Source organism: Paucibacter sp. M5-1 (assembly GCF_027498415.2).
Taxonomy (GTDB): Bacteria; Pseudomonadota; Gammaproteobacteria; order Burkholderiales; family Burkholderiaceae_C; genus Roseateles_E.
On sequence record NZ_JAPZLM020000001.1, the window covers coordinates 4,850,764 to 4,872,488 of the forward strand.

Consider the following 21,725-nt stretch of genomic DNA (forward strand, 5'->3'; position numbering starts at 1 on the left):
GCCGAGTGCCGGCCCCCGGCGTCAGGTCTTGCCTAGGTCGAGGAAGGCCTGGCAAAGCCGGACAGCAGCCACAGCCCGGTAAAGGTCAGCGCACCGTTGATCAGCAACAGTTCCAGCCCCAGCTCGTAGCTGCCGAACAGCGCGCGCTGCTGGCTGTCCAGCAGCCAGCTCAGCAGCGGTGCGGCCACGGCCACCAGCGGCACCCAGCGGTCGCGCACCGAGCGGCGCGTCAGGATGCCGAAGGCGAACAGGCCCAGCAGCGGCCCATAGGTGTAGCCGGCCAGCTTCAGGATCAGGCCGATCATGCTGGGGTTGTTGACCCACTTGAACACCATCACCAGCAGTAGGAACAGCGCGGCAAAGCCCAGATGCACGCGCTTGCGCACGGCCAGGCGCTTGGCCTCGTTCCAGTCCCTGCGGCGCTGCAGGTTCAAGAGGTCGATGCAGAAGCTGGAGGTCAGCGCGGTGATGGCGCCATCGGCGCTGGGGAAGAGCGCCGAGATCAGCGCGATCACGAAGACTAGTTGTACCCAAGCCGGCAGATGGTTCAGCACGACAGATGCGAACAGCGCGTCGCCCCGGGCCGCCAGCCCCGCTTGCGCCGCGAACAGATGCAGCAGGCCGCCGAGGAAGAGGAACAGCAGCACCACGCCCAGCATGATGGTGGCCAGCACCATCACATTCTTCTGCGAGTCGGCCAGGCGCTTGACCGAGATGTTCTTCTGCATCATCTCCTGGTCCATGCCGGTCATCGCGATCGCGATGAAGGCACCGGCCAGTATCTGCTTGCCGAAGAAGAAGCGGCTGTTCGGGTCGGTTTCGAAGACGCGCGACAGTCCGCTCGCGTCCATGCTCACCAGGCTTTGCGCCAGCGACAGGTCCAGGCTTTGCAGCAGATAGGCCACGCAGACGATCAGCCCGCCCAGCATGCACGTGGTCTGTAAGGTGTCGGTCCAGACAATGGTCTTGACCCCGCCCTCGTAGGTGTAGGCCAGGATCATCAACAGGATCACCAGCGCTGTCAGCCAGAACGGCAGGCCGATACGCTCAAGGATGGCGTCCTGCAGGATCTTCACCACCAGGTAGAGGCGGGCGGTGGCACCCAGCGTGCGCGATAGGATGAAGAAGCCGGCGCCGGTGCGGTAGCTTCGCGGCCCCAGGCGCCGGCCCAGATAGTCGTAGATCGAGGTCAGCTGCAGCCGGTAGTACAGCGGCAGCAGCACGAAGGCGATCACCGCATAGCCGATGAACTGGCCCAGCACGATCTGGAAGTAGCTGAAGGCGGTGGCGCCCACGGCGCCGGGCACGCTGATGAAGGTCACACCCGACAGCGAGGTGCCGACCATGCCGAAGGCCACCAGCATCCAGTTGCTGTTACGGTTGCCGATGAAAAAGCTCTGGTTGTCGGCCCGCCGCGAAGTCCACCAGGCCACGCCCAGCAGCAGCGCGAAATAGGCCAGCACAAAGAAAAGCAAAATCAGCGGCGACATCGCAGCGGCAATACCCGGGCACCAAGATGGCGCCGATTATCCGAAGCGTCATGGTTTTGACACATTCCGGTGCGGGACCCACCTATAACCGTGCATCGAATTTGCTGCCGGCCCGCTCGTTTCGTGATCCTGGTGAAAACACCTAGTTTGTTTCATATCGGGACAGAGGGTTTCCGGGCGGCGGTGGAGTTTCGTATAAACCCTAGGAAGCCAAGCCTGGCAGCACGTTTTTCGGGGTTTGCGCAAACGTTTTGGGGCGCATGGCGTGACGCCGCAAATTTTGCCCTTGTTTGCTCCGGGCAGACCCTGTAGGGGCGGCTGTCAAGCCCGCCGCCCTATCGGCTACCCCCGCGTTTACGGTGTCTTCTGCTGTCATATCTTGCCGCTAGCATCACCGCACGCGCTGCTCTCGTCGTCGGCGCGAAAGCGCAGCCAAGCAGCTTGCATCGTCCGCCGGCCGCCTTTGGCGAGGTATTGGCCTTTTCTTCTTGAGTCCTTCCTATTCCCATCATGAAACTCAAACCTCTTATCAGTCTGCTGGCGCTGGCTTTTGCCGCGCCCGGCCTTTACGCCCAGGGCGTCGTGATCAGCCAGGTCTATGGCGGTGGCGGTAATGCCGGCACCACCTTCAAGAATGATTTTGTCGAGTTGTTCAATGCCGGCAAGACCGCGCAGAATCTGTCGACCTGGTCGGTGCAATATGCATCGGCCACCGGCAACTTCAATGCGCCGACCAAGGCCAATATCGGCAATGTGACGCTGGAGCCGGGGCGCTATCTGCTGATCAAGCTGGCGGCAGGCGGAGGCGGCACGCAAGATGTGCCCTTCGATGTCGACGGCGGCAACGTCAATATGAGCGGAACCTCGGGCAAGGTGGCCCTGGTGTCCAGCACCGATGCCCTGGTCTCGAACTTCAGCTCTCCTGCCATCGTTGACCTGGTCGCTTTCGGTTCCGGCGCGCCGGCCGAGGGCTCGCCGATCACCGGCGTGACGGCCACGACGGCGGCCATCCGCAAGGGCAATGGCTGCACCGACACCAATAGCAACAGCGCGGACTTCACCGTGGGCACGCCGCTGCCGCGCACCTTGGCCTCATCGCCAAACGTTTGCGATGGAAGCGGTGGCGGCGAAGACCCCCCGCCGCCGGTCGGCACCCCGGTGGCGATCTACACGATCCAGGGCAGCGGCGTGCAAAGCCCGCTGAAGGACCAGACCGTCAGTACCCGCGGCATCGTGACCCATGTCACCAGCACCGGCTTCTATCTGCAGGACAAGCTCGGCGACGGCAATAACGCGACTTCGGACGGCATCTTTGTCTACACGGCCGCCGCCAACAGCGCACAGATCGGTCAGGAAATCAGCCTGACGGCCAAGGTGTCCGAGTTCATCGCCGGTGCCAGCAGCCCGGCCGCCCAGGCCCGCCCGATCACGCAGCTGATCACGCCGACCGCCATCACGGTGCTCAGCAGCGGCCACGCGATCACGCCGGTCGAGGTCGACCTGACCGCGCTGGGCGACGACGGCCTGGAAGCCTATGAGGGCATGCTGGTGACCTTGGCCGGCCCGGTGATGGTCCAGCAGAACTACTTCCTGGGCCGCTACGGTCAGCTGACCATCGCCGCCGGCGGCCGTCTGCTGAACCCGACCAATGTGCATCGCCCCGGCACGCCTGAGGCACAGGCCCTGTTCACCGCCAACGCGCGCCGCATGCTGCTGCTGGACGACAATCTGTCGCTGCAGAACCCGAACCCGACGCCTTATCTGGCCGCCGACAACACGGTGCGTGCCGGTGACACGGCCGCGTCGCTGACCGGTGTGATCGACTTCGGCCTGGCCACCGCCGCCTCGAACGGCGCGGCGATGTACAAGCTGCAGCCCACCGCGCCGGTGCAGTTCGAACGCAGCAACCCGCGCACCGCCGCGCCCGCTGCCGCGGGCGGCAACTACACGGTGGCCAGCGCCAATGTGCTGAACTACTTCACCACCTTCACCAACGGCCAGACCGCCTCCGGCCAGAGCGGCCAGGGCTGCACGCTGGGCGGTGCCAGCTCGGCCTCCAACTGCCGCGGCGCCAACAACCTGGCCGAGTTCCAGCGTCAGCAGACCAAGCTGGTGGCCTCGCTCAGCGCGATCAATGCCGATGTGGTCGGCCTGATGGAGATCCAGAACAACGGCGACGTCGCGGCCCAGAACCTGGCCGATGCGATCAATGCCAAGCTGGGCTCGGTGGTCTACAAGGTTGTGCCCAAGGGCGCGCTGGACACCGGCACCGACGCGATCCGCGTGGCCATGCTCTACAAGCCGGGCCGCCTGAGCCTGCAGGGCGCGCCGCTGTCCGACACGCATGAGGTCAACAACCGCCCGACCTTTGCCCAGGGCTTCGCGGCACCGAATGGCGAGCGCTTCGCGGTGGCCGTCAACCACCTGAAGTCCAAGGGCAGCTGCCCCTCGGGCGGCATCGATGGCGACCAGGGCGACGGCCAGGGCTGCTGGAATGCCACCCGTGTCGACCAAGCCCAGCGTCTGCGCAGCTTTGTCGGCCAGATCCAGGCGGCAGCCGGCACGCAGGATGTGATCGTGCTGGGCGATATGAATGCCTATGCGCAGGAAGATCCCATCCACGCGCTGACCGGCGATGGCGCTTTCATCGACCAGGTCGGCCGTTTCGACCCGGCTGCCTACAGCTATGTGTTCGACGGCTTTGCCGGCCGCCTGGACCATGGCCTGACGACGGCCTCGATGAACGCCAAGATCGTCTCGGCCAAGCCCTGGGCCATCAACGCCGACGAACCGCTGATCATCGACTACAACCTCGAGTTCAAGCAGCCCGCCTGCGCGACCTGCGGGCCGGACTACTACCAGCCCACAGCCTACAAGTCCTCCGACCATGATCCGGTGGTGCTGGGGCTGAACCTGGTCAAGCAGGTGGCCGGTACGGCCGGGCGCGACACCATTGTCGGCACCGCCGGTGATGACCAGATCGAGGGCGGCGCCGGTGCAGACACGCTGACCGGCGGCGCCGGCCGCGACCAGTTTGTCTACCGCAGCATGCTGGATGCCGGCGACACCGTCACCGACTTCGCCGTCGGTGAGGACGTGCTGGTGCTGAGCCAGCTGCTGCAGGCCAGCGGCATCGTCAGCGCCGATCCGCTGGGTCAGGGCTTTGTGAGCTGCACGATGTCCGGCGCCAATGCCGTCATCGGCATCGACACCGACGGCAGCGCCGGCGCGACCAGGAGCAAGCCGCTGGTTCAGCTCAAGAGCGTGTCCTGCGCCACCCTCAACGCATCCAGCTTCAAGTTCTGAGCCTTCCAAGGAGAATTCCCATGTTCCGCAAAACCCTGACGGCCCTGGCGGCCCTGACACTGGCCTGCGCTGCGCAGGCCGCCACTTACAACTTCAGCGGCGCCTTTGATGCCAACCCCGGCGTCGCGGCGCTGAGCGGCCAGTTCTCGATCGACGATGCCGAGGTCGCCGCCGGCGGCTTCGACGGCAGCTTCGCCCTCACCGCGCTGACGCTGAACTTCATGGGCGACAGCTACACGCTGGGCCAGGCGACCGATCCCTATGTGCAGTTCGAGACGGGCAGCTTGATCGGCCCCAATGCCTTGTTCTCGACGACAGGTGGCGGTGAACTCGCCCTGCAGTCCTTCTTCGGCTTCAGCGGCTTCACCTACTCGATCGGTGGTAGCGACACGCTGGGCAGCCTGAGCATCAGCGCCGTCCCCGAGCCCGGCACCTGGGCGATGAGCCTTGCCGGCCTCGCTGCGCTCGGTGCGATCGCGCGCCGTCGCCGTCAGCAGCAGCAGCAAGCCTGAGGCCACAAGCCTCTTCGCCAGGGGCGGTGCCAAGAGGCACCGCCCTCTTTTTTGATGGCTCAGCGCGACAGCGCCAGCTTCAGCCCGAAGCCGATCAGTACGGTGCCGGCCAGGCGCTCCAGCCATTGGCCGATGCGCGGATTGCTGCGCAGCCGGGCCGCCAGATGCTGGGTCAGCAGCGTGACGACCAGACCATAGGCCAGGGTCAGCAGCGCAATCGTCACGGCCATCGCGCCGAAGGTCACCAGGCCCTGGTGCCGCGCCGGGTCGACGAAGAGCGGGAAGAAGGCCATATAGAACACGATGGCCTTGGGGTTCAGCAGGGTGATCAGCAGGGCCTGCTGGAAGTACTGGCGCGGCCGGATCTGCAGTACCGGCGCGTCGCCCGGCTTGGCGCGCAACATGCGCCAGCCCAGCCAGGCCAGATAGGCCGCGCCCAGCCACTGCACGCCGGCGAACACACGCGGCGAGGCCGCCAGCAAAGCGGCAACGCCGGCCACAGCCAGCCACATCAAGACCTGATCACCGGCGATCACGCCCAGCGTCGCGGCCAGCCCGCCCTTTAAACCGCCCTTGCCGGTGGACGAGATCAGGGCCAGATTGCCCGGGCCTGGAATCATCAGGAAGACGATGATGGCGACGACAAAGGCGCCGTAGTCTGCAATGCCGAACATGGGGACTCCGCGAGAACGAAGCGTGATGCTACGCCACGCCGCCGCTCAATGCCCGTGATCATGGGCATGCGCCGCAGGGCCGCTGCCATGACCGAGTTCGCTGCGGGCCTGGCGCAGCACCTGCCAGCCGCCATGCAGAGCCAGTGTGGCCATCAGGCCGGCAACGGCCAGGTCGGGCCAGGCGCTGCCGGTGCCGAAGACGCCGGCGGCCGCCGCCAGCACGGCCAGATTGCCGATCGCGTCATTGCGCGAGCACAGCCAGACGCTGCGCATATTGGCATCGCCTTCGCGAAAGGCGTAAAGCATCCAGGCCACCGCGACGTTGGCAGCCAGCGCCAGCAGGGCCACCGCCCCCATCGTCGGCGCATCCGGCACCTGGCCATGCCAGACCGCCCAGAGCGCATGGCCCAGCAGATAGAGCCCGAAGCCCATCATGCTGGCGGCCTTCAGCATCGCTGCGCGAGCCCGCCAGGCCAGGGCCGAGGCCAGCACCGCCAGCGACACCGCATAGTTGAGCGCATCGCCGGCGAAGTCGATCGCATCGGCCAGCAGCGACAGCGAGCCGGCGGCAATGCCGGCCGTGATCTCCAGCAGGAACATCGCGGCATTGACCGCCAGTGCGATCCACAGGATCTTGCGGTAGCGGCCCAGATTGAGAATCTGGCTGGCCGGCGGCGTGTCGTGTTCACAGCAATGGGCGGACATCGGGAGGGCTCCAATCAGTCATTTGGTCGATGCCTGCATTGGAAAGCCTGGAGTCGCTACGGTGTCAAGCGAGAGGCGGCAAAGGCCGCTCAATACGTCCGGCTGCCCTTGAACTGCGCGTGCTGGCGGCGCTGCAAGGTGGTGCTGCGGCTCATCGCCTCGAAGGAGACGCGGGCATGGGCATGCATGATGGCTAGGCCCAGCGCGTCGGCGGCGTCCTTGCCGGGTTCGCCGGGCAGGGCCAGCAGGCGCTGCACCATGGCCTGCACCTGTTCCTTCTTCGCATGGCCATGGCCGACGATGGCTTTCTTCATCTGCAGCGCGGTGTACTCGGACACCGGCAGATCGCAGCTGACCAGGGCCGTCAGCGCCGCGCCGCGGGCCTGGCCCAGCAGCAGGGTCGATTGCGGGTTGACGTTGACGAACACGATCTCGACCGCTGCGCACTGCGCCTGGTAGGTGGCCGCAACCTCGCGGATGCCGTCGAACAGGATCTTCAGCCGCGCCGGCAGATCGCCGGTGGCGACCGCGCTGGTCTTGATCGTGCCGCTGGCCACATAGCTCAGGCGCGGGCCGTCGGCGTCGATGACGCCGAAGCCGGTGGTCTGCAGACCTGGGTCGATACCGAGAATGCGCATGTTCAGAGATTGAGCTTGAAGTACCAGCGCACCGAATGGAAGAACACCGGGGCCGCGAAGCACAGCACCGCGATGCGGTCCAGCAGGCCCACCGCGCCGGTGATGGAGCTGCGGTTGCCCCAGTAGACCACGCCGGCGTCGCGCTTGAGCGCCTTCATCACCAGGCCGCCCATGGTGCCGGCGGCCGCCGCGATCACCGCCATCACCAGGGCCTGGCCGGCCTTGAACGGGGTGATCCAGTACAGCAGGGTGCCGGTAACGGCCGCCGCCAGCAGGCCCAGCCACCAGGCCCGCAGCGAGAAGCTGCGGCTGATGCGGCGCGCCAGCGGCCGGCGCCGCAGCGAGCGGCTGGCCACCTCCTGGACGATCTGGCCGACACCGACCACCATCACCAGGAAGAACAGCAGGAAGGCGCCGCGCCCTTCATAGCCCTTGAAGTCCAGCAGCAGCAGGGCAGGCGCATGCGAGAGCCCGTAGACGCAGACCATGATGCCCCACTGGATCTTGGCATTGCGTTCGAGAAAGCGCTGCGGGTCGTCGGCCAGCGCGCTGACCACCGGGATGGCCAGAAAGCCGTAGACCGGGATCAGCACGCTGAACACATCGAAATGCCGGTTGCCGACCAGCGTGTACTGCAGCGGCAGCAGCACGAAGAAGGCCAGGATCAGGCTGCGGTGGTCGGCACGCCGGGTATGCATCAGCGTGATGAACTCGCGCAGCGCCAGAAAGGACAGCACGCCGAACAGCAGGGTGGCGCCGAGCGGCCCCGAGACCCAGGCGGCCCAGAACAGCAGCGAGCCGACCCAGGTGGCGTTCAGGTCGCGGCGGAACTGGCGCCAGTTGTTCTCGGCCGCCTCGCTGCGCGCGGCGCTGCGCAGCGAATAGAGAAACCCCCCGGCGGTGATCAGCACCAGCAAGCCGAACAGAATCAGAAACAGCAGCGCGATCTGGTCCCCGGCGTTCATCAGGCGCAGCGCTTTCATCAAGCACGCTCCTGTGTGGGCCGCTGCGCCAGCACGGCGTCGCGGGCACGGGCCAGGAAGTCGCGCTTGTCCTCTCCGGGCATCAGGTGCAGCGGCTCGCCGAAGGTCACGGTGCACAGAATGGGCACCGGCACGATCTCGCCCTTGGGCATCACGCGCTGGACGTTGTCTATCCAGGTCGGTATCAGCTGCACCTGCGGAAACTGCTGGGCCAGATGGAACAGCCCCGCCTTGAAGGCCTGCGGCTCGCCCTTGCTGGAGCGCGTGCCCTCGGGAAAGATCACCAGCGAGTCGCCGTTGCCCAGCGCCTCGACCAGCGGCTCCAGCGGGTCCTCATCGGGCGTTGTGCGGGTGCGGCTCACATAGATGGCGTTGAACACCGCCGAGGTCAGCCAGGTCTTGAGCTTGCTGGAGGTCCAGTAGTCGCGGGCCGCGATCGGCCGGGTGCCGGCGCGGAGCTCGGCCGGCAGCGCGGCCCAGATCAGCACCCAGTCGAAGTGGCTTTGATGGTTGGCGAAATAGATGCGCTGCTCGGCAGTGGGCGGACAGCCCTTCCAGTGGCCCTGGGCGCCGGTGATCAGGCGCGCCAGGGAGGCCAGCAGCAGGCCCGTCGCTTCGGTCAATGACATGCGGGGATTATCCCCGGCCTCATGTCGACCTCATGCCGGCCTCACGCCGACAGTACTCAGACCGCCGCCAGATCGTGCTGTACCTGAGGCATCGTCGCGCTGCGGCCGCGCATCAGATCGGCCGCCTTCTCGCCGATCACGATGGCCGGTGCATTGGTGTTGCCGCTGATCACCTGGGGCATCACCGAGGCGTCCACCACCCGCAGACCCTCGATGCCGTGCACGCGCAGCTCCGCGTCGACCACCGCCAGCGCATCCTGGCCCATGCGGCAGCTGCCCACCGGGTGGTAGACCGTGTCCACGCGCTGGCGCAGCAAGGCCTCGATCTCGGCATCGCTATCGCCCGTCTGGGCCTCGCGGGTCCAGGCCTCATGGGTCCAGAAGGCCTTCAGGCTGGGTGCGCGCATCAGCGTGCGGGTCAGTCGATAGCCCTCGACCAGCTGCTGCACATCGTCCGGATGCTGCAAAAAAGCCGGGTCGATCAGCGGTGCGGCCAGCGGGTCGGCGCTGGCCAGGCTCAGCGTGCCGCGGCTGTGCGGGCGCAGCAGGCAGACATGGCAGGACAGGCCGTGGCCCAGGCCCAGCTTGCGCGCATGGTCCTGCACCAGGGCGACGACGAAATGCAGCTGCATATTCGGCGCCGGCAGGCCCGGCCGGGTGCTCAGAAAACCGCCGCACTCGGCGAAATTGGTCGTGATCATGCCGCGGCGTTCGCGCCGGTAGCGGGCGATGGATTGGAGCAGGCGCCAGCCGCCCTTGGCCGAGATGCCCACCGTGTCCAGGCTGTCGGAGAGGTAGCCGAACACAAAGTCCGGGTGGTCGTGCAGGTTCCGGCCCACACCCGGCAGATGATGGGCCACCGGCAGGCCCAGGCGCTGCAGCGCCGCGCCATCGCCGATGCCCGAGAGCATCAGCAGCTGGGGTGATTGCAGCGCGCCGGCGCTCAGCACCACTTCGCGTGCAGCGCGCAGCTCGCGCTTGTGGCCGTCCTGCAGGATCTCGACGCCGACCGCGCGCCGGCCCTCCAGCAGCAGGCGCAGCACGCGCACGCCGGTGAGCACCCGCAGATTAGGCCGGCTGCCCAGATGCGGGTGCAGATAGCCGCGCGCGGCGCTCCAGCGCTCGCCTTCGTGCTGGGTCACCTGGTAGACGCCCAGGCCTTCCATCTCGCCGGCATTGAAGTCGTCCAGCACCGGATGGCCGCAGTGGCGGGCGGCTTCCAGCCAGGCCGCATGCAGCGGGCTGTCGCTGCGCAGATCACCGACGCGCAGCGGCCCGGCCTGGCCGTGCCAGGGGGCACCCAGCCGGGTATTGTTCTCGGAGCGGATGAAGTAGGGCAGCAGCTCGTCGAAGCTCCAGCCGGGGTTGCCGGCGGCGGCCCAGGCGTCGTAGTCGCTGCGGTGGCCGCGGATATAGACCATCGCATTGATGGCCGAGGAGCCGCCCAGCACCCGGCCGCGCGGCTGGTAGCCGCGCCGGCCGTTCAGCCCGGCCTGGGGCACGGTCTCGAAAGCCCAGTTGTTGAGCTTGCTGGGGATCTGCAGCACGCCGGCAAACGGCGTCTTGACCACCCAGCTGTCGCCGGCGCCGCCGGCCTCCAGCACGGTGACGCGGCAGGACGGGTCTTCGCTGAGCCGACCGGCCAGCGCGCAGCCGGCCGAGCCGCCGCCGATGATCAGATAGTCGTGTTCGGCTGTCATCGTCGCGCCGCTCATGCGATCTTCTTCAGCAAGCCCAGCAGACGCTCGAACGTCGCGCCATAGGGCGGGTAGAACAGCCGGGTGCCGGCCCAGCGCGGTTGCGTGAACACCGGTTTGAGCGCGCTGAAGGTGTTGAAACCCCAGACGCCGTGATAGGCGCCCTGTCCGCTGGCGCCGACGCCGCCAAAGGGCTGGTCCTCCTGGCCGATATGCCAGATGCAGTCGTTGATGGTGACCCCGCCGGCATGGGTTTCGCGCAGCACCCGCTCACGCGCTGCGGTGTCGCTGCCGAACCAGTACAGCGCCAGCGGTCGCTCGTGGCGCTGCACATGGGTGATCGCGGCGCCGGCATCGTCGCAGCCGACGATGGGCAGCAGCGGGCCGAAGATCTCCTCGCGCATCACCGCCATCTCCTCGTTGACGTCCAGCAGCAGATGCGGCACCAGCTTGCGGCCCTCGGGGGCCTCGTCATGGCTGGGCAGCAGCCGGGCGCCGCGCGCGCGGGCGTCGTCGAGCAGGCCTTGCAGCCGGGCGTGGTGGCGCTCGGTCGCGATGCTGCTGTAGTCGGGGTTGCCGGCAATGCTTGGGTAGAGTCGGCGCATCGCCCGCTGCAGTGCCTGGGCCAGCGGCTCGACCATGGGCTTGGGCGCGAGCACATAGTCCGGCGCGATGCAGGTCTGGCCGGCGTTGAGCAGCTTGCCGAAGGCCAGCCGCTCGGCAACACGCTCCAGATCCGCGCTGGCATCGATGATGACCGGCGACTTGCCGCCCAGCTCCAAGGTCACCGGGGTCAGGTTTTGCGCAGCGGCCTGGGCCACCAGCCGGCCCACGGCGGTGGAGCCGGTGAAGAACAGGTGGTCGAAGGGCAGGGCCGCGAAGACCTTGGCCAGCGCCGCGTCGCCGCAGAGCACCTGCATTTCCTCGGGCGCGAAATGCTCGGCCACGATGCGGGCCATCAGGGCCGAGGTCAGCGGTGTCAGCTCCGACGGCTTGATCAGCACCCGGTTGCCCGCCGCCAGCGCGGCCAGCGCCGGGCTCAACGCCAGCTGATAGGGATAGTTCCAGGGCGCGATCACACCCACCACTCCCAGAGGCTGCGGCATCAGTCGATTGCTGCCAGGCAGGAAATGCAGGGCGGTGGGCATGCGCTTGGACTTCATCCAGCCGCGCAGATGAGCTTTGGCATGCTGGGCCGCCGACTCCACCGTGAACACATCGGCCAGCAGGGTCTCCTGGCGGGCGCGATGGCCGAAATCGCGCGAGATCGCCTCGACCAGCTCGTCCGCATGCCGGCGCGTCATCGCCCGCACGCGCTCGACCCGGTCCAGCCGGGTGGCCAGGCTGGGCATGGGCTCGGCGCGGAAAGCGCTGCGCTGCAACTCCAGGCAGAGCTGCAGGCGCTCGGTGAGGCTGTGGTCCAAAGAGGTCTCCTTGTGTCTTGTGGCACAAGGCTAACCCCCAGGGCCCGCACCGCCAAGCGTGAAGGCCCTGGGATAGAGGCGGGGCTCTACAGAAAAGCCCGTCGCGCTGTCGCCTGCGGGACAGGGGCGGCTAGTTGTGCAGGCCGCGCCGCTCGGTCGCGACGATATCCCAGACGGCCATGAACATGGCCGCGATCAGCGGGCCGATCACGAAGCCGTTCAGCCCGAACACGGCCATGCCGCCCAGCGTGGAGATCAGCACGATGTAGTCGGGCATCTTGGTGTCCTTGCCGACCAGCAGCGGCCGCAGCAGGTTGTCGACCAGGCCGATCACCAGCACGCCATAGGCGATCAGGCCCAGGCCGGCCGCGATATTGCCGGTGGCCAGGAAGTACAGCGCCACCGGCAGCCACACCAGGCCGGCGCCAACGGCCGGCAGCAGCGACAGAAAGGCCATCAGCACGGCCCACAGCACCGGCGCATGCACGTCCAGCACCCAGAAGGCCAGGCCGCCCAAAGCACCCTGCAGCGCGGCCACCGCGATATTGCCCTTGACCGTGGCGCGGATCACGGTGGTGAACTTCTCGCCCAGCATGCGCTTGTAGGTGGCGCGCAGGGGCAGCGCTTCGCGGATGCGGCGCGAGAGCTGCTCGCCGTCGCGCATCACGAAGAACATCAGGTAGAGCATGATGAAGAAGCTGACAACGAAGTCGAAGGTGTCCTGGCCGAAGCCCAGGGCCTTGCTCGCCAGCAGCTGGCTGCCCTGGTTCAGCGCACTGACCAGCTTGTCCTGCAGCAGGTTGAGATTGCCCAGGCCGAAGCGGTCCAGCAGCTGGGTCAGCCAGGCCGGCAGCGCCGCATAGATCTGCTGCACATAGGTCGTGAAGTTGAACTCACCCGACTTGCTCTTCGCATACAGCGCCGTGCCCTCCTGCACCAGCGACAGGGTGATCAGGGCCAGCGGCAGTATCACCAGCAGCAGCACGATGAAGATGGCGCCCAGCGCCGCCAGCGTGCGCCGTCCCTTGGCGGGCTTGAGCAGGCGCCGGTACAGCGGCGCGAACACGATGGCCATCGCCGTGCCCCACAGCACCGCGCCGTAAAAGGGCAGCAGGATCCAGCCAAAGGCCAGGGTCACCAGCACCAGCAGCAGCACAAAGGTCTTGTCGTGCAGGGCGGGGGCGTCATCGGGGGGCAGGGACGGCATCGAAGCTTCCAGGTCGGAAAAGATGGGCGCATGGTAGCGCCGCAGCCGTGAACCGACGGCCGGTTCAGGGCCGCGCCAGCGCCTTCAGCAGCTTGTCATGAATCCCTCCAAAGCCGCCATTGCTCATGCACAGCACATGATCGCCGGGCTTGGCGGCCTGGACCACGGCGGCCACCAGCGCATCGATGTCGGCACAGACCTGGGCCTGCGCGCCCATGGTCGCCAACACTTCCTTGGCGTCCCAGTCGACGCTGCCCTGGTGGCAGAAGCTGATATCGGCCTCTTCCAGCGACCAGGGCAGCTGGGCCTTCATCGTGCCCAGCTTCATCGTGTTGGAGCGCGGCTCGAACACGGCCAGGATGCGCTCGCTGGGCGCGATACGGCGGCGCAGGCCGTTGACCGTGGTGTGGATGGCGGTCGGGTGGTGGGCGAAGTCGTCGTAGACCTTGACGCTGCCTCCTTCAACGAGGGCCTCGCCGCGCAGCTCCAGCCGGCGACGCACGTTCTGGAACGTGGCCAGCGCGGCGGCCGACTGCTCGGGCGGCACCGCCAGATGCTCGGCGGCGGCGATCGCGGCCAGCGCATTGAGCTGGTTGTGCTCGCCGCTCAGCGCCCATTCGACTCTGGCGACCTTCAGGCTGCCGCGCAGCACGTCGAAGGCCTGCGGCTCGCCACGGGCGCGCAGCGCGCCGGGCTCTTCCTTGCGGGCACCGAAGCGCTGCACCTCGCTCCAGCAGCCGCGGCTGAGCACGCGCTTGAGCGCGTCCTCGCGGGCATTGACGACCAGGCGGCCGCTGGCCGGTACGGTGCGCACCAGGTGGTGGAACTGGGTCTCGATCGCGGCCAGGTCGGGGAAGATGTCGGCGTGGTCGTGCTCGAGATTGTTCAGGATCGCGGTGCGCGGCCGGTAGTGGACGAACTTGCTGCGCTTGTCGAAGAAGGCGGTGTCGTACTCGTCGGCTTCGATGACGAAAGGCTTGCCCTTGCCGAGCCGGGCCGAGACGCCGAAATTCAGCGGCACGCCGCCGACCAGGAAGCCCGGCTCCAGCCCGGTCTGCTCAAGAATCCAGGCCAGCATCGCGGTGGTCGTGGTCTTGCCATGGGTGCCGGCCACGGCCAGCACATGGCGGCCCTGCAAGACATGCTCGGCCAGCCATTGCGGGCCCGAGGTGTAGGGCAGTCCGGCGTCGAGGATGGCTTCCATCAGCGGGAAGCGGCCTTCCGACGAGCGCGTCACGACATTGCCGATCACGAAGAGATCGGGTTTGAGCGCCAGCTGATCGGCGCCAAAGCCCTGGATCAGCTCGATGCCCAAGGCCTGCAACTGATCGGACATCGGCGGGTAGACATTGGCATCGCAGCCGGTCACCTTGTGGCCGGCCTCGCGGGCCAGCGCGGCCAGGCCGCCCATGAAGGTGCCGCAGATGCCGAGGATGTGGATATGCATATCAGTTGTCTCTAAACCAGGAGGGCAGGCGGGGCAGGACCTCGTCCAGGGAGCCTAGCACCAGGCACTGCGGGGCGATAGCCGGGTCGGGCTGCTTCAGGTCGGGCACCAGGACCACGCCCATGCCCGCCGTCAGCGCCCCCTGGGCGCCGTAGCTGGAATCCTCGAACACCAGGGTCTTAGCAGGATGGATGCCAAGGCTGCGCGCGGCCAGCTCGAACAGGTCCGGATGCGGCTTGCCGCGCGCCACCTGGTCGCCGCCATGGATGGGGCCGAAGAAGGGGCGGATGCCGGCCGCGTCGAGCCGGTCCAGCACCTTGGCATGGCGGGTCGACGAGGCCACGGCCAGCGGCACGCCCAGACCCTGCAGCCGCTGCAGCAGGGCCAGCGCGCCGGGCTTGAGCTCGAAGCCGCGGTCCTGGAACTGCGCTGCGATCTCGGCATCGACCGCCGCATACACGCGCTCGGCCTCCGCCAGGCTGCCCAGCTTCTCGGTCAGCACGGCCAGGCTGTCCGGCCGGTTGCGGCCGACCGTCAGCAGATAGTCGGCCTCGGTCAGCGAGGACAGGCGCAGCCAGGCATCGCGGATCGGTCGCTCGGAGTCGAGCAGCAGACCGTCCATATCGAAGATCACCGCATCGAAGCGGCGGGCCATGAGCGCCATTTCAGCGCAGGGCGCTGCGGGCGGCGTCCAGCGTGGCCTCGATATCGGCCGCGCTGTGGGCGCCGCTGACGAAGCCGGCTTCATACAGCGCGGGTGCCAGGTAGACGCCGGCATCGAGCATGCCGTGGAAGAAGCGGTTGAAGCGCTCCTTGTCGGTCGTCATCACGGTGGCGTAGTTCTGCGGCAGCTCGGTCATCAGGAAGAAGCCGAACATGCCGCCCTGGCAATCGGCGCTGAAGGGCACACCGTTCTCGCGCGCCACGGCCACCAGGCCATCGACCAGGCTGCGGGTGCGCGCGCTCAGCGCGTCGAAGAAACCGGGCTTCTGGATCTCGCGCAGCGTGGCCAGGCCGCAGGCGGTGGCGACCGGGTTGCCGCTCAAGGTGCCGGCCTGATAGACGCCGCCCAAGGGGGCGAGGTGCTTCATGATGTCGCGGCTGGCACCAAAGGCGGCCAGCGGCATGCCGCCGCCGATGACCTTGCCGAACACGCTGATATCGGGCTTGAAGCCGGGGATCAGACCCGCGTAGTGGCCCTGGGCGCTGGCCAGGCCGACGCGAAAGCCCGTCATCACCTCGTCGAACACCAGCAGCGCGCCATGGGCCGAGCACAGCTCACGCATGCGGGTCATGAACGGGACGCTGGCGCGCACGAAGTTCATATTGCCGGCAATCGGCTCGACGATCACACAGGCCAGCTCGGGCCCGTGCAGCGCGAAGGCCTCTTCGAGCTGGGCGAGGTTGTTGTACTCCAGCACCAGCGTGTGCTGGGCCACCTCGGCCGGCACGCCGGCACTGGTTGGGTGGCCGAAGGTGGCAAGACCCGACCCCGCCTTGACCAGCAGCGCGTCGGTGTGGCCGTGGTAGCAACCCTCGAACTTGATGAACTTGCTGCGGCCGGTGGCGCCGCGCGCCAGCCGGATCGCGCTCATCGTCGCCTCGGTGCCGGAGCTGACCAGGCGCACCTGCTCCATGCTGGGCACCAGCTTCAGGATCTCCTCGGCCAGCTCCAGCTCGCGCTCGGTCGGCGCGCCGAAGGAGAAGCCCTCGCGTGCCGCGCTCAGCACCGCGTCCAGCACGGCCGGGTGGCCGTGGCCCAGGATCATCGGGCCCCAGGAGCCGATGTAGTCGATGTAGCGCTTGCCCTCGGCATCGACGATATAGGCGCCGTCACCGCGCTTGATGAAGCGCGGCGTGCCGCCGACGGCGCGGAAGGCGCGCACCGGCGAGTTGACGCCGCCAGGGATGACGCGCTGCGAGCGCTCGAACAGGTCTTGATTCGTGGTCATGATCGGGAAAGACAGAGTCAATGCAGGCGCTCAGTGCATGCGGCGCGGCGGCCGGCCCGGGGGCTCGTCGGCCACCAGCGGTTCCAGCGGGTCGATCAGGGCTGCCTCGGCGCCGTCCTCGTCCTCGGGCGGCAAGGCCCAGAAGAAGCGGTCCGGCAGCACATTGCCCATGCCGGGTCGGAAGCCGGCATCGAGCGACTGGTCCAGAAAGGACAGGGCCTCGGCCACGGCGCTGTGCACCTCGGCACCGACCGACAGCAGCGCGGCGATGGCGGCCGACAAGGTGTCGCCGGCGCCGATGAAATTGACTTCGAAGCGCTCGAATTTCTCGCCGGTGATCGGGCCCTGGGCATTGGCCAGCACATTGTCGATGAACTGGTTGGGCAGGGTGATGCCGGTCACCAGCACATGCTCGGCGCCATGCTGGCCGGCGGCGACGGCCAGCTCGCGCGGCGAGGCCGGACGGTCGGCATCCCAGTCGGGCAGCAGGAAATCGGTCAGGGTCTTGTGGTTGCCCACCAGCACATGGGTCTGCGGCAGCACCAGCTCGCGGAAGGCATCCAGATAGCTCTGCTGCTGCTCCTCGTCCAGCCAGGAGATCGCGGGCAGATAGGCGACCAGCGGAACATCAGGGTAATCACTGAGGACCTCGGCCACCGCGCTGACACCCTCGGCGCTGCCGAGGAAGCCGACCTTCCAGGCCGTGATCGTGACGTCCTCCAGGATGCTGCGCGCCTGCTCGACCACGGTGTCGCTGTCCAGCACATGCTGGTCGAACACCTCGGCGGTGTCGCGCAGCAGGATGGCGGTAACGACCGGCAGCGCATGCGCGCCCATCGCGGCGATGGTGGCGATGTCGCCGGCCAGGCCGCTGGCCCCGCTGGGCTCGCTGGCGTTAAAGCTCATCACGCAGGCCGGGGCGGGGGATTCTTGCTCTTCGGGGGGCAGGGCGGGGTCGGTGGGGAAGTCTGCTGTGCTCATGGTCAGGAAGGGATGAAAGGTCCTGTTACCAGGGACCCAAACAATGCGTGACTAAGCACCGCTAAGCATCGAAATGGCTGTTGCATCCGTGCCTACTCTGCCCATGGGGGGCAAAGTCGGGCTGGCTACAATCTTCGCATTGTAGTGAGCAAGCGATCCCACCGTGACCGAAGCAAGTACCTGGATGTGCCTGATCTGTGGCTGGATCTATGACGAAGCCACCGGCGATCCGGAGCATGGCATCGCGCCGGGCACCGCGTGGGCCGATGTGGACATGAATTGGACCTGCCCCGAATGCGGCGCTCGCAAAGAAGACTTCGAGATGGTGCGTATCTGATTGATCGACGGCATGGCCTCGCTTTAGGAGAATTCCATTGGACTCGCAGGCACCGGCAGGCATGAGCGCGGGCGTTATCTCCAAGGTGCTGGTCATCGATGACAGCAACACGATACGCCGCAGCGCCGAGATTTTTCTGAAGCAGGCTGGCCACCAGGTGGTGCTGGCGGAAGATGGCTTTGACGCGCTGTCCAAGCTCAGCGACTACCAGCCCGATCTGGTGTTCTGCGACATCCTGATGCCGCGCCTGGATGGCTACCAGACCTGTGCCATTATCAAGCGCAACCCCTTGTTTGCCGGCGTGCCCGTCATCATGCTGTCGAGCAAGGACGGCCTGTTCGACAAGGCGCGGGGCCGCATGGTGGGCTCGCAAGACTATCTGACCAAACCCTTCACCAAGGATCAGCTTTTGCAGGCGGTGCAGCAGCACCGTCGCGCCGGCTGAATCTTCAATCCACAGGGATGCCCTTTAGAGGCAGCGCGAGGAGCACGAGATGCCTATCCAGAAGATATTGCTGGTGGATGATTCCAAGACCGAGTTGCACCATCTCAGCGAGATGCTGCTCAAGCGCGGTTACGAGGTGCGCACCGCCGAGAACGGCGAGGAGGCGATGAAGCGCCTGGCCGAGGAAAAACCCGATCTGATCCTGATGGATGTCGTGATGCCGGGTCAGAACGGCTTCCAGCTGACCCGTGCGATCACCCGCGACGAGCGTTTCGCCGATGTGCCGGTGATCATGTGCACCAGCAAGAATCAGGAGACCGACAAGGTCTGGGGCATGCGCCAGGGCGCGCGTGACTATGTGGTCAAGCCGGTCAAGTCAGAGGAATTGCTGGCCAAGATCAAAGCACTCGGCTGAGCGCGTATGAGCAATAAGCAAGCCCTGCGCGAACTCCAGCAACGCCTCGCGCAGCGCATGCAGGCCGCGCGCGAGCAGCCGCAGCAGGCGAGCTGGCTGGCGGTCGAGTGTGCCGGCACGCCGCTGCTGTTCTCGCTGCTGCAGGCCTCCGAGATCTTCACGCCGGTGCCGCTGCAGACCGTGCCCTATGCCCAGCCCTGGCTGCTGGGCGTGGCCAATCTGCGCGGCGGCCTGCACACGGTGGTCGATCTGGCGGCCTTTCTGGGCCTGCGCGAAGCGGCGGCGGTGACCCGCTCGGAAGGGGCGCGGCTGATCGCGATCAACCCCGATCTGGGCATCAACTGCGCGCTGATGGTCGACCGCCTGCTGGGCCTGCGCGGCGCGATGCAGGCCGAGACGCCCGACGCCGCGACGCCGCGGCCGCGTTTTGCGGGCGCGGTGATGCGCGATCAAGAGGGCCGTCGCTGGCAGGTGATAGACCTGGAAGCGCTGGCCAGACACGAGCAGTTTCTTCGGATTGTGGCCTGAGCGTGTCGCCTGAGCGGCCGCTGTCAACCACCGACTTCACGAGGGTGAGATGAGCTTCCTGGACAAGATCAAGAATCTGGGCAAGACCGAGGACGCCACGTCCGCCGGGTCTTCGCACTCGGCCGCCATGCCTCTGGGCACGCTCAGCGGGCCACTCAGCGAGCCGCCGCGCTCCGAGTCCTCCATCATTTCCGAGGCCGTGCCGACCGAGCTGGCCGGCACCGAGTTCCCCGAGACCAGCAGCGCCTTTGCCAGCACCGTCGCGGCCGAAGGCGGCGCGGCGGCGGCCTTCGCCCCGGCGGCCAAGAGCGGGCGCCAGGCGCTGCTGACGGCCCTGGTGGCTTTCGGCCTGATCGGCACGACGGCCAGCGTCAGCCTGATCCTGGTCAACGCCAACCGCACCTCGGCCCAGGTGCGCGCCACCGGCCAGGCGCTGATGCAGTCGCAGCGCATGGCCAAGTCGGTGTCCTCGGCCCTGGTCGGCAATGCGGCGGCCTTCGGCGAGCTGCGCGAGAGCGTCGGCGTGCTGACTGGCATCGTGCCCCAGCTGCGCGAGGGCGCGCAGGGCCAGGCGGCGGTCCAGCAAGGACTGGACGAGGTTGAGCCGCTGATCACCCGCGCCGACAAGAACGGCAAGGTGGTGCTGGCCCAGGAGAAGGTGCTGACCCAGGTGGGCCAGGCCTTGCGCAGCATCAACCGCCAGAGTTCCGACCTGCTGGAGAGCGCCGAGGCCGTCGCCTCGCTGTCGCTGCAGCAGGGCGCCTCGCTGGGCGAGATCTCGGCCGTGGGCCAGCTGGTGATGCTGACCCAGCGCATCGGCAAGAGCGCCAACGAGTTCCTGACCCAGGAAGGCGTCAGCCCCGAGGCGGTATTCCTGCTCGGCAAGGACTTGAACACCTTCAAGGAAATCACCGAAGGCCTGCTCAAGGGCAACCCCGAGCTGCGCCTGCCCGGCGCGCGCGACCCGGAGCTGCGCGAACGTCTGAACACCCTGCTCAAGCAGTACGAGGACACCCGCACCCAGGCGGCCGCGATTCTGTCGAATCTGCAGGGCCTGGTGTCGGCCCGTGAGGCCCAGTCCAGCATCCTTGCCGACAGCGAGCCGGTGCGCCGCAGCCTGGAGCAGATCGCCGCCGAGCTCGAGGGCGGTGGCGGCATCACCTGGTGGAGCGGCCTGCTGCTGCTGGCCTCGCTGGCCGCGCTGGTGGTCGGTGCGCTCGGTTTCCTGCGGCTTTATGTGTCCGGCCAGGCCCAGCGTGCGGCGATGGCCGAGGCGCAGAAGCGCGAAGCCGAGGCCCAGGAACAGGAAGCCAAGCGCGTCAACGATGCCAACCAGGCGGCGATTTTGCGTTTGATGAACGAGCTGCAGGCGGTGGCCGAGGGCGATCTGACCCAGCAGGCCACTGTGACCGAGGACATCACCGGCGCGATCGCCGACTCGGTGAACTACACGGTGGAAGAGCTGCGCAGCCTGGTCAGCCAGGTGCAGAGCACGGCCGCCCGCGTGACCGACACCACCGGCCAGGTCGACCAGACCTCGACCGAGCTGCTGGCCGCCTCGACCGAACAGCTGCACGAGATCCGCGCCACCGGCGAGGCCGTGCTGCAGATGGCCGGCCGCATCAATGAGGTGAGCGCCCAGGCCCAGCAGACCGCCGAGGTGGCGCGCCAGTCGCGCCAGGCGGCCGAGACCGGCCGCGAGGCGGTGCAGAACAATATCGGCGGCATGAACTCGATCCGCGAGTCCATCCAGGAAACCTCCAAGCGCATCAAGCGCCTGGGCGAAAGCTCGCAGGAGATCGGCGAGATCACCGAGCTGATCTCTGACATTACCGAGCAAACCAATGTGCTGGCGCTGAACGCCGCGATCCAGGCCGCCTCGGCCGGCGAGGCCGGTCGCGGCTTCTCGGTGGTGGCCGAGGAAGTGCAGCGCCTGGCCGAGCGCTCCGGCGACGCGACGCGCCGGATTGCCGCGCTGGTCAAGACGATTCAGACCGACACTCAGGATGCGGTGGCCGCGATGGAGCGTTCCACCGTCGGTGTGGTGCAGGGGACGAAGCTGTCGGATGCGGCCGGCTCGGCACTGGAAGAGATCGACACGGTGTCGCGCCGCCTGGACCAGCTGATCGCGCAGATCTCGACGCAGGCGCTCAGCGAGGCCCGTGCTGCCAACGAGGTGGCCGCCAATATCCAGCACATTTTTGCCGTGACCGAACAGACCGGCGAGGGCACGCGCTCGACCGCCCAGATGGTGCATGAGCTGTCGCGGTCGGCCGAGGCCCTGCGCGCTTCGGTGTCCCGCTTCAAGATTGGTTGAGCGCCTGAGCGCCGCCCCAGCATAGACGACAAGGCAAG

20 protein-coding genes are annotated in these 21,725 nt (G+C 67.3%); 7 read left to right on the forward strand and 13 right to left on the reverse strand.

The annotated features are described in order from the left end of the window. Nucleotides 1–32: 32 nt before the first annotated feature. A complete protein-coding gene (locus tag O5M90_RS23070) occupies nucleotides 33–1,490 on the reverse strand; it encodes a sodium:solute symporter (protein ID WP_269837932.1) in 1,458 nt (485 codons plus the stop codon). Nucleotides 1,491–2,000: 510 nt separating this feature from the next. Here O5M90_RS23070 and O5M90_RS23075 point away from each other — a divergent pair. Beyond that, a complete protein-coding gene (locus O5M90_RS23075; protein ID WP_440402371.1) occupies nucleotides 2,001–4,796 on the forward strand; it encodes an ExeM/NucH family extracellular endonuclease in 2,796 nt (931 codons plus the stop codon). Between the two features lie 20 nt (nucleotides 4,797–4,816). Beyond that, entirely contained in the window at nucleotides 4,817–5,308 is a 492-nt protein-coding gene (locus O5M90_RS23080) for a PEP-CTERM sorting domain-containing protein (RefSeq protein ID WP_262971219.1), read from the forward strand. A 59-nt stretch (nucleotides 5,309–5,367) separates the two neighbouring features. On the opposite strand, the gene O5M90_RS23085 is transcribed toward O5M90_RS23080, so the two are convergent. The 12 genes from O5M90_RS23085 to thiD form a co-directional block, all read right to left on the reverse strand. Next, nucleotides 5,368–5,982, reverse strand: coding sequence for a LysE family translocator (locus tag O5M90_RS23085; RefSeq protein WP_269837930.1), 615 nt, complete (start codon nucleotides 5,980–5,982; stop codon nucleotides 5,368–5,370). 45 nt (nucleotides 5,983–6,027) lie between these two features. Next, on the reverse strand, nucleotides 6,028–6,687 hold the full coding sequence (locus O5M90_RS23090; RefSeq protein ID WP_137941623.1) for a cation transporter: 660 nt from the start codon (nucleotides 6,685–6,687) through the stop codon (nucleotides 6,028–6,030). Nucleotides 6,688–6,776: 89 nt separating this feature from the next. Continuing rightward, nucleotides 6,777–7,325, reverse strand: coding sequence for a crossover junction endodeoxyribonuclease RuvC (gene ruvC, locus O5M90_RS23095; RefSeq protein WP_137941624.1), 549 nt, complete (start codon nucleotides 7,323–7,325; stop codon nucleotides 6,777–6,779). Between the two features lie 2 nt (nucleotides 7,326–7,327). Beyond that, entirely contained in the window at nucleotides 7,328–8,308 is a 981-nt protein-coding gene (locus O5M90_RS23100; protein WP_269837929.1) for a phosphatidate cytidylyltransferase, read from the reverse strand. Further along, nucleotides 8,308–8,937 carry a lysophospholipid acyltransferase family protein gene (locus O5M90_RS23105; protein ID WP_137941626.1) on the reverse strand — a complete coding sequence of 210 codons (630 nt, stop codon included), beginning with the start codon at nucleotides 8,935–8,937 and terminating at the stop codon, nucleotides 8,308–8,310. The genes O5M90_RS23100 and O5M90_RS23105 overlap by 1 nt, the downstream gene beginning before the upstream one ends. Before the next feature lie 56 nt (nucleotides 8,938–8,993). Beyond that, nucleotides 8,994–10,637, reverse strand: coding sequence for a GMC family oxidoreductase (locus O5M90_RS23110; RefSeq protein ID WP_269837928.1), 1,644 nt, complete (start codon nucleotides 10,635–10,637; stop codon nucleotides 8,994–8,996). A gap of 11 nt (nucleotides 10,638–10,648) precedes the next feature. Further along, entirely contained in the window at nucleotides 10,649–12,058 is a 1,410-nt protein-coding gene (locus O5M90_RS23115; RefSeq protein ID WP_269837927.1) for a coniferyl aldehyde dehydrogenase, read from the reverse strand. 130 nt (nucleotides 12,059–12,188) lie between these two features. Further along, complete coding sequence (locus O5M90_RS23120) at nucleotides 12,189–13,265, reverse strand: AI-2E family transporter (RefSeq protein ID WP_137941628.1); 1,077 nt, start codon at nucleotides 13,263–13,265, stop codon at nucleotides 12,189–12,191. Between the two features lie 64 nt (nucleotides 13,266–13,329). After that, complete coding sequence (gene mpl, locus O5M90_RS23125) at nucleotides 13,330–14,712, reverse strand: UDP-N-acetylmuramate:L-alanyl-gamma-D-glutamyl-meso-diaminopimelate ligase (protein WP_262971213.1); 1,383 nt, start codon at nucleotides 14,710–14,712, stop codon at nucleotides 13,330–13,332. A gap of 1 nt (nucleotide 14,713) precedes the next feature. Continuing rightward, entirely contained in the window at nucleotides 14,714–15,367 is a 654-nt protein-coding gene (locus O5M90_RS23130) for an HAD family hydrolase (protein WP_262971212.1), read from the reverse strand. Nucleotides 15,368–15,377: 10 nt separating this feature from the next. Further along, nucleotides 15,378–16,664, reverse strand: a complete 1,287-nt coding sequence (gene hemL / locus O5M90_RS23135) for a glutamate-1-semialdehyde 2,1-aminomutase (RefSeq protein ID WP_269837926.1) — start codon at nucleotides 16,662–16,664, stop codon at nucleotides 15,378–15,380. 30 nt (nucleotides 16,665–16,694) lie between these two features. Further along, on the reverse strand, nucleotides 16,695–17,645 hold the full coding sequence (thiD, locus tag O5M90_RS23140; RefSeq protein ID WP_262971210.1) for a bifunctional hydroxymethylpyrimidine kinase/phosphomethylpyrimidine kinase: 951 nt from the start codon (nucleotides 17,643–17,645) through the stop codon (nucleotides 16,695–16,697). 184 nt (nucleotides 17,646–17,829) lie between these two features. Between thiD and O5M90_RS23145 the strand changes: the two genes are divergently transcribed. The 5 genes from O5M90_RS23145 (at nucleotide 17,830) to O5M90_RS23165 (ending at nucleotide 21,687) form a co-directional block, all read left to right on the forward strand. Beyond that, complete coding sequence (locus O5M90_RS23145; RefSeq protein ID WP_137943183.1) at nucleotides 17,830–17,982, forward strand: rubredoxin; 153 nt, start codon at nucleotides 17,830–17,832, stop codon at nucleotides 17,980–17,982. A 61-nt stretch (nucleotides 17,983–18,043) separates the two neighbouring features. Continuing rightward, on the forward strand, nucleotides 18,044–18,427 hold the full coding sequence (locus tag O5M90_RS23150) for a response regulator (protein WP_137943168.1): 384 nt from the start codon (nucleotides 18,044–18,046) through the stop codon (nucleotides 18,425–18,427). Between the two features lie 49 nt (nucleotides 18,428–18,476). Next, the gene (locus tag O5M90_RS23155; protein WP_137943167.1) at nucleotides 18,477–18,842 is read left to right on the forward strand and encodes a response regulator; all 366 of its coding nucleotides are present in this window, start codon (nucleotides 18,477–18,479) and stop codon (nucleotides 18,840–18,842) included. Nucleotides 18,843–18,848: 6 nt separating this feature from the next. Continuing rightward, nucleotides 18,849–19,370, forward strand: a complete 522-nt coding sequence (locus O5M90_RS23160; protein ID WP_137943166.1) for a chemotaxis protein CheW — start codon at nucleotides 18,849–18,851, stop codon at nucleotides 19,368–19,370. Between the two features lie 49 nt (nucleotides 19,371–19,419). After that, on the forward strand, nucleotides 19,420–21,687 hold the full coding sequence (locus O5M90_RS23165; RefSeq protein ID WP_269837925.1) for a methyl-accepting chemotaxis protein: 2,268 nt from the start codon (nucleotides 19,420–19,422) through the stop codon (nucleotides 21,685–21,687). Nucleotides 21,688–21,725 lie beyond the last annotated feature (38 nt).

Excerpts from the sequence above, each read along its gene's own strand:
- O5M90_RS23165 (WP_269837925.1), top strand. The coding sequence starts at position 19,420 with ATGAGCTTCCTGGACAAGATCAAGAATCTGGGCAAGACCGAGGACGCC.
- O5M90_RS23130 (WP_262971212.1), bottom strand. The coding sequence starts at position 15,367 with ATGGCCCGCCGCTTCGATGCGGTGATCTTCGATATGGACGGTCTGCTG.
- O5M90_RS23145 (WP_137943183.1), top strand. The coding sequence starts at position 17,830 with ATGTGCCTGATCTGTGGCTGGATCTATGACGAAGCCACCGGCGATCCG.
- mpl (WP_262971213.1), bottom strand. The coding sequence starts at position 14,712 with ATGCATATCCACATCCTCGGCATCTGCGGCACCTTCATGGGCGGCCTG.
- ruvC (WP_137941624.1), bottom strand. The coding sequence starts at position 7,325 with ATGCGCATTCTCGGTATCGACCCAGGTCTGCAGACCACCGGCTTCGGC.
- O5M90_RS23155 (WP_137943167.1), top strand. The coding sequence starts at position 18,477 with ATGCCTATCCAGAAGATATTGCTGGTGGATGATTCCAAGACCGAGTTG.
- O5M90_RS23070 (WP_269837932.1), bottom strand. The coding sequence starts at position 1,490 with ATGTCGCCGCTGATTTTGCTTTTCTTTGTGCTGGCCTATTTCGCGCTG.
- hemL (WP_269837926.1), bottom strand. The coding sequence starts at position 16,664 with ATGACCACGAATCAAGACCTGTTCGAGCGCTCGCAGCGCGTCATCCCT.
- O5M90_RS23150 (WP_137943168.1), top strand. The coding sequence starts at position 18,044 with ATGAGCGCGGGCGTTATCTCCAAGGTGCTGGTCATCGATGACAGCAAC.
- O5M90_RS23085 (WP_269837930.1), bottom strand. The coding sequence starts at position 5,982 with ATGTTCGGCATTGCAGACTACGGCGCCTTTGTCGTCGCCATCATCGTC.
- O5M90_RS23075 (WP_440402371.1), top strand. The coding sequence starts at position 2,001 with ATGAAACTCAAACCTCTTATCAGTCTGCTGGCGCTGGCTTTTGCCGCG.
- thiD (WP_262971210.1), bottom strand. The coding sequence starts at position 17,645 with ATGAGCACAGCAGACTTCCCCACCGACCCCGCCCTGCCCCCCGAAGAG.
- O5M90_RS23100 (WP_269837929.1), bottom strand. The coding sequence starts at position 8,308 with ATGAAAGCGCTGCGCCTGATGAACGCCGGGGACCAGATCGCGCTGCTG.
- O5M90_RS23090 (WP_137941623.1), bottom strand. The coding sequence starts at position 6,687 with ATGTCCGCCCATTGCTGTGAACACGACACGCCGCCGGCCAGCCAGATT.
- O5M90_RS23080 (WP_262971219.1), top strand. The coding sequence starts at position 4,817 with ATGTTCCGCAAAACCCTGACGGCCCTGGCGGCCCTGACACTGGCCTGC.
- O5M90_RS23110 (WP_269837928.1), bottom strand. The coding sequence starts at position 10,637 with ATGACAGCCGAACACGACTATCTGATCATCGGCGGCGGCTCGGCCGGC.
- O5M90_RS23120 (WP_137941628.1), bottom strand. The coding sequence starts at position 13,265 with ATGCCGTCCCTGCCCCCCGATGACGCCCCCGCCCTGCACGACAAGACC.
- O5M90_RS23105 (WP_137941626.1), bottom strand. The coding sequence starts at position 8,937 with ATGTCATTGACCGAAGCGACGGGCCTGCTGCTGGCCTCCCTGGCGCGC.
- O5M90_RS23160 (WP_137943166.1), top strand. The coding sequence starts at position 18,849 with ATGAGCAATAAGCAAGCCCTGCGCGAACTCCAGCAACGCCTCGCGCAG.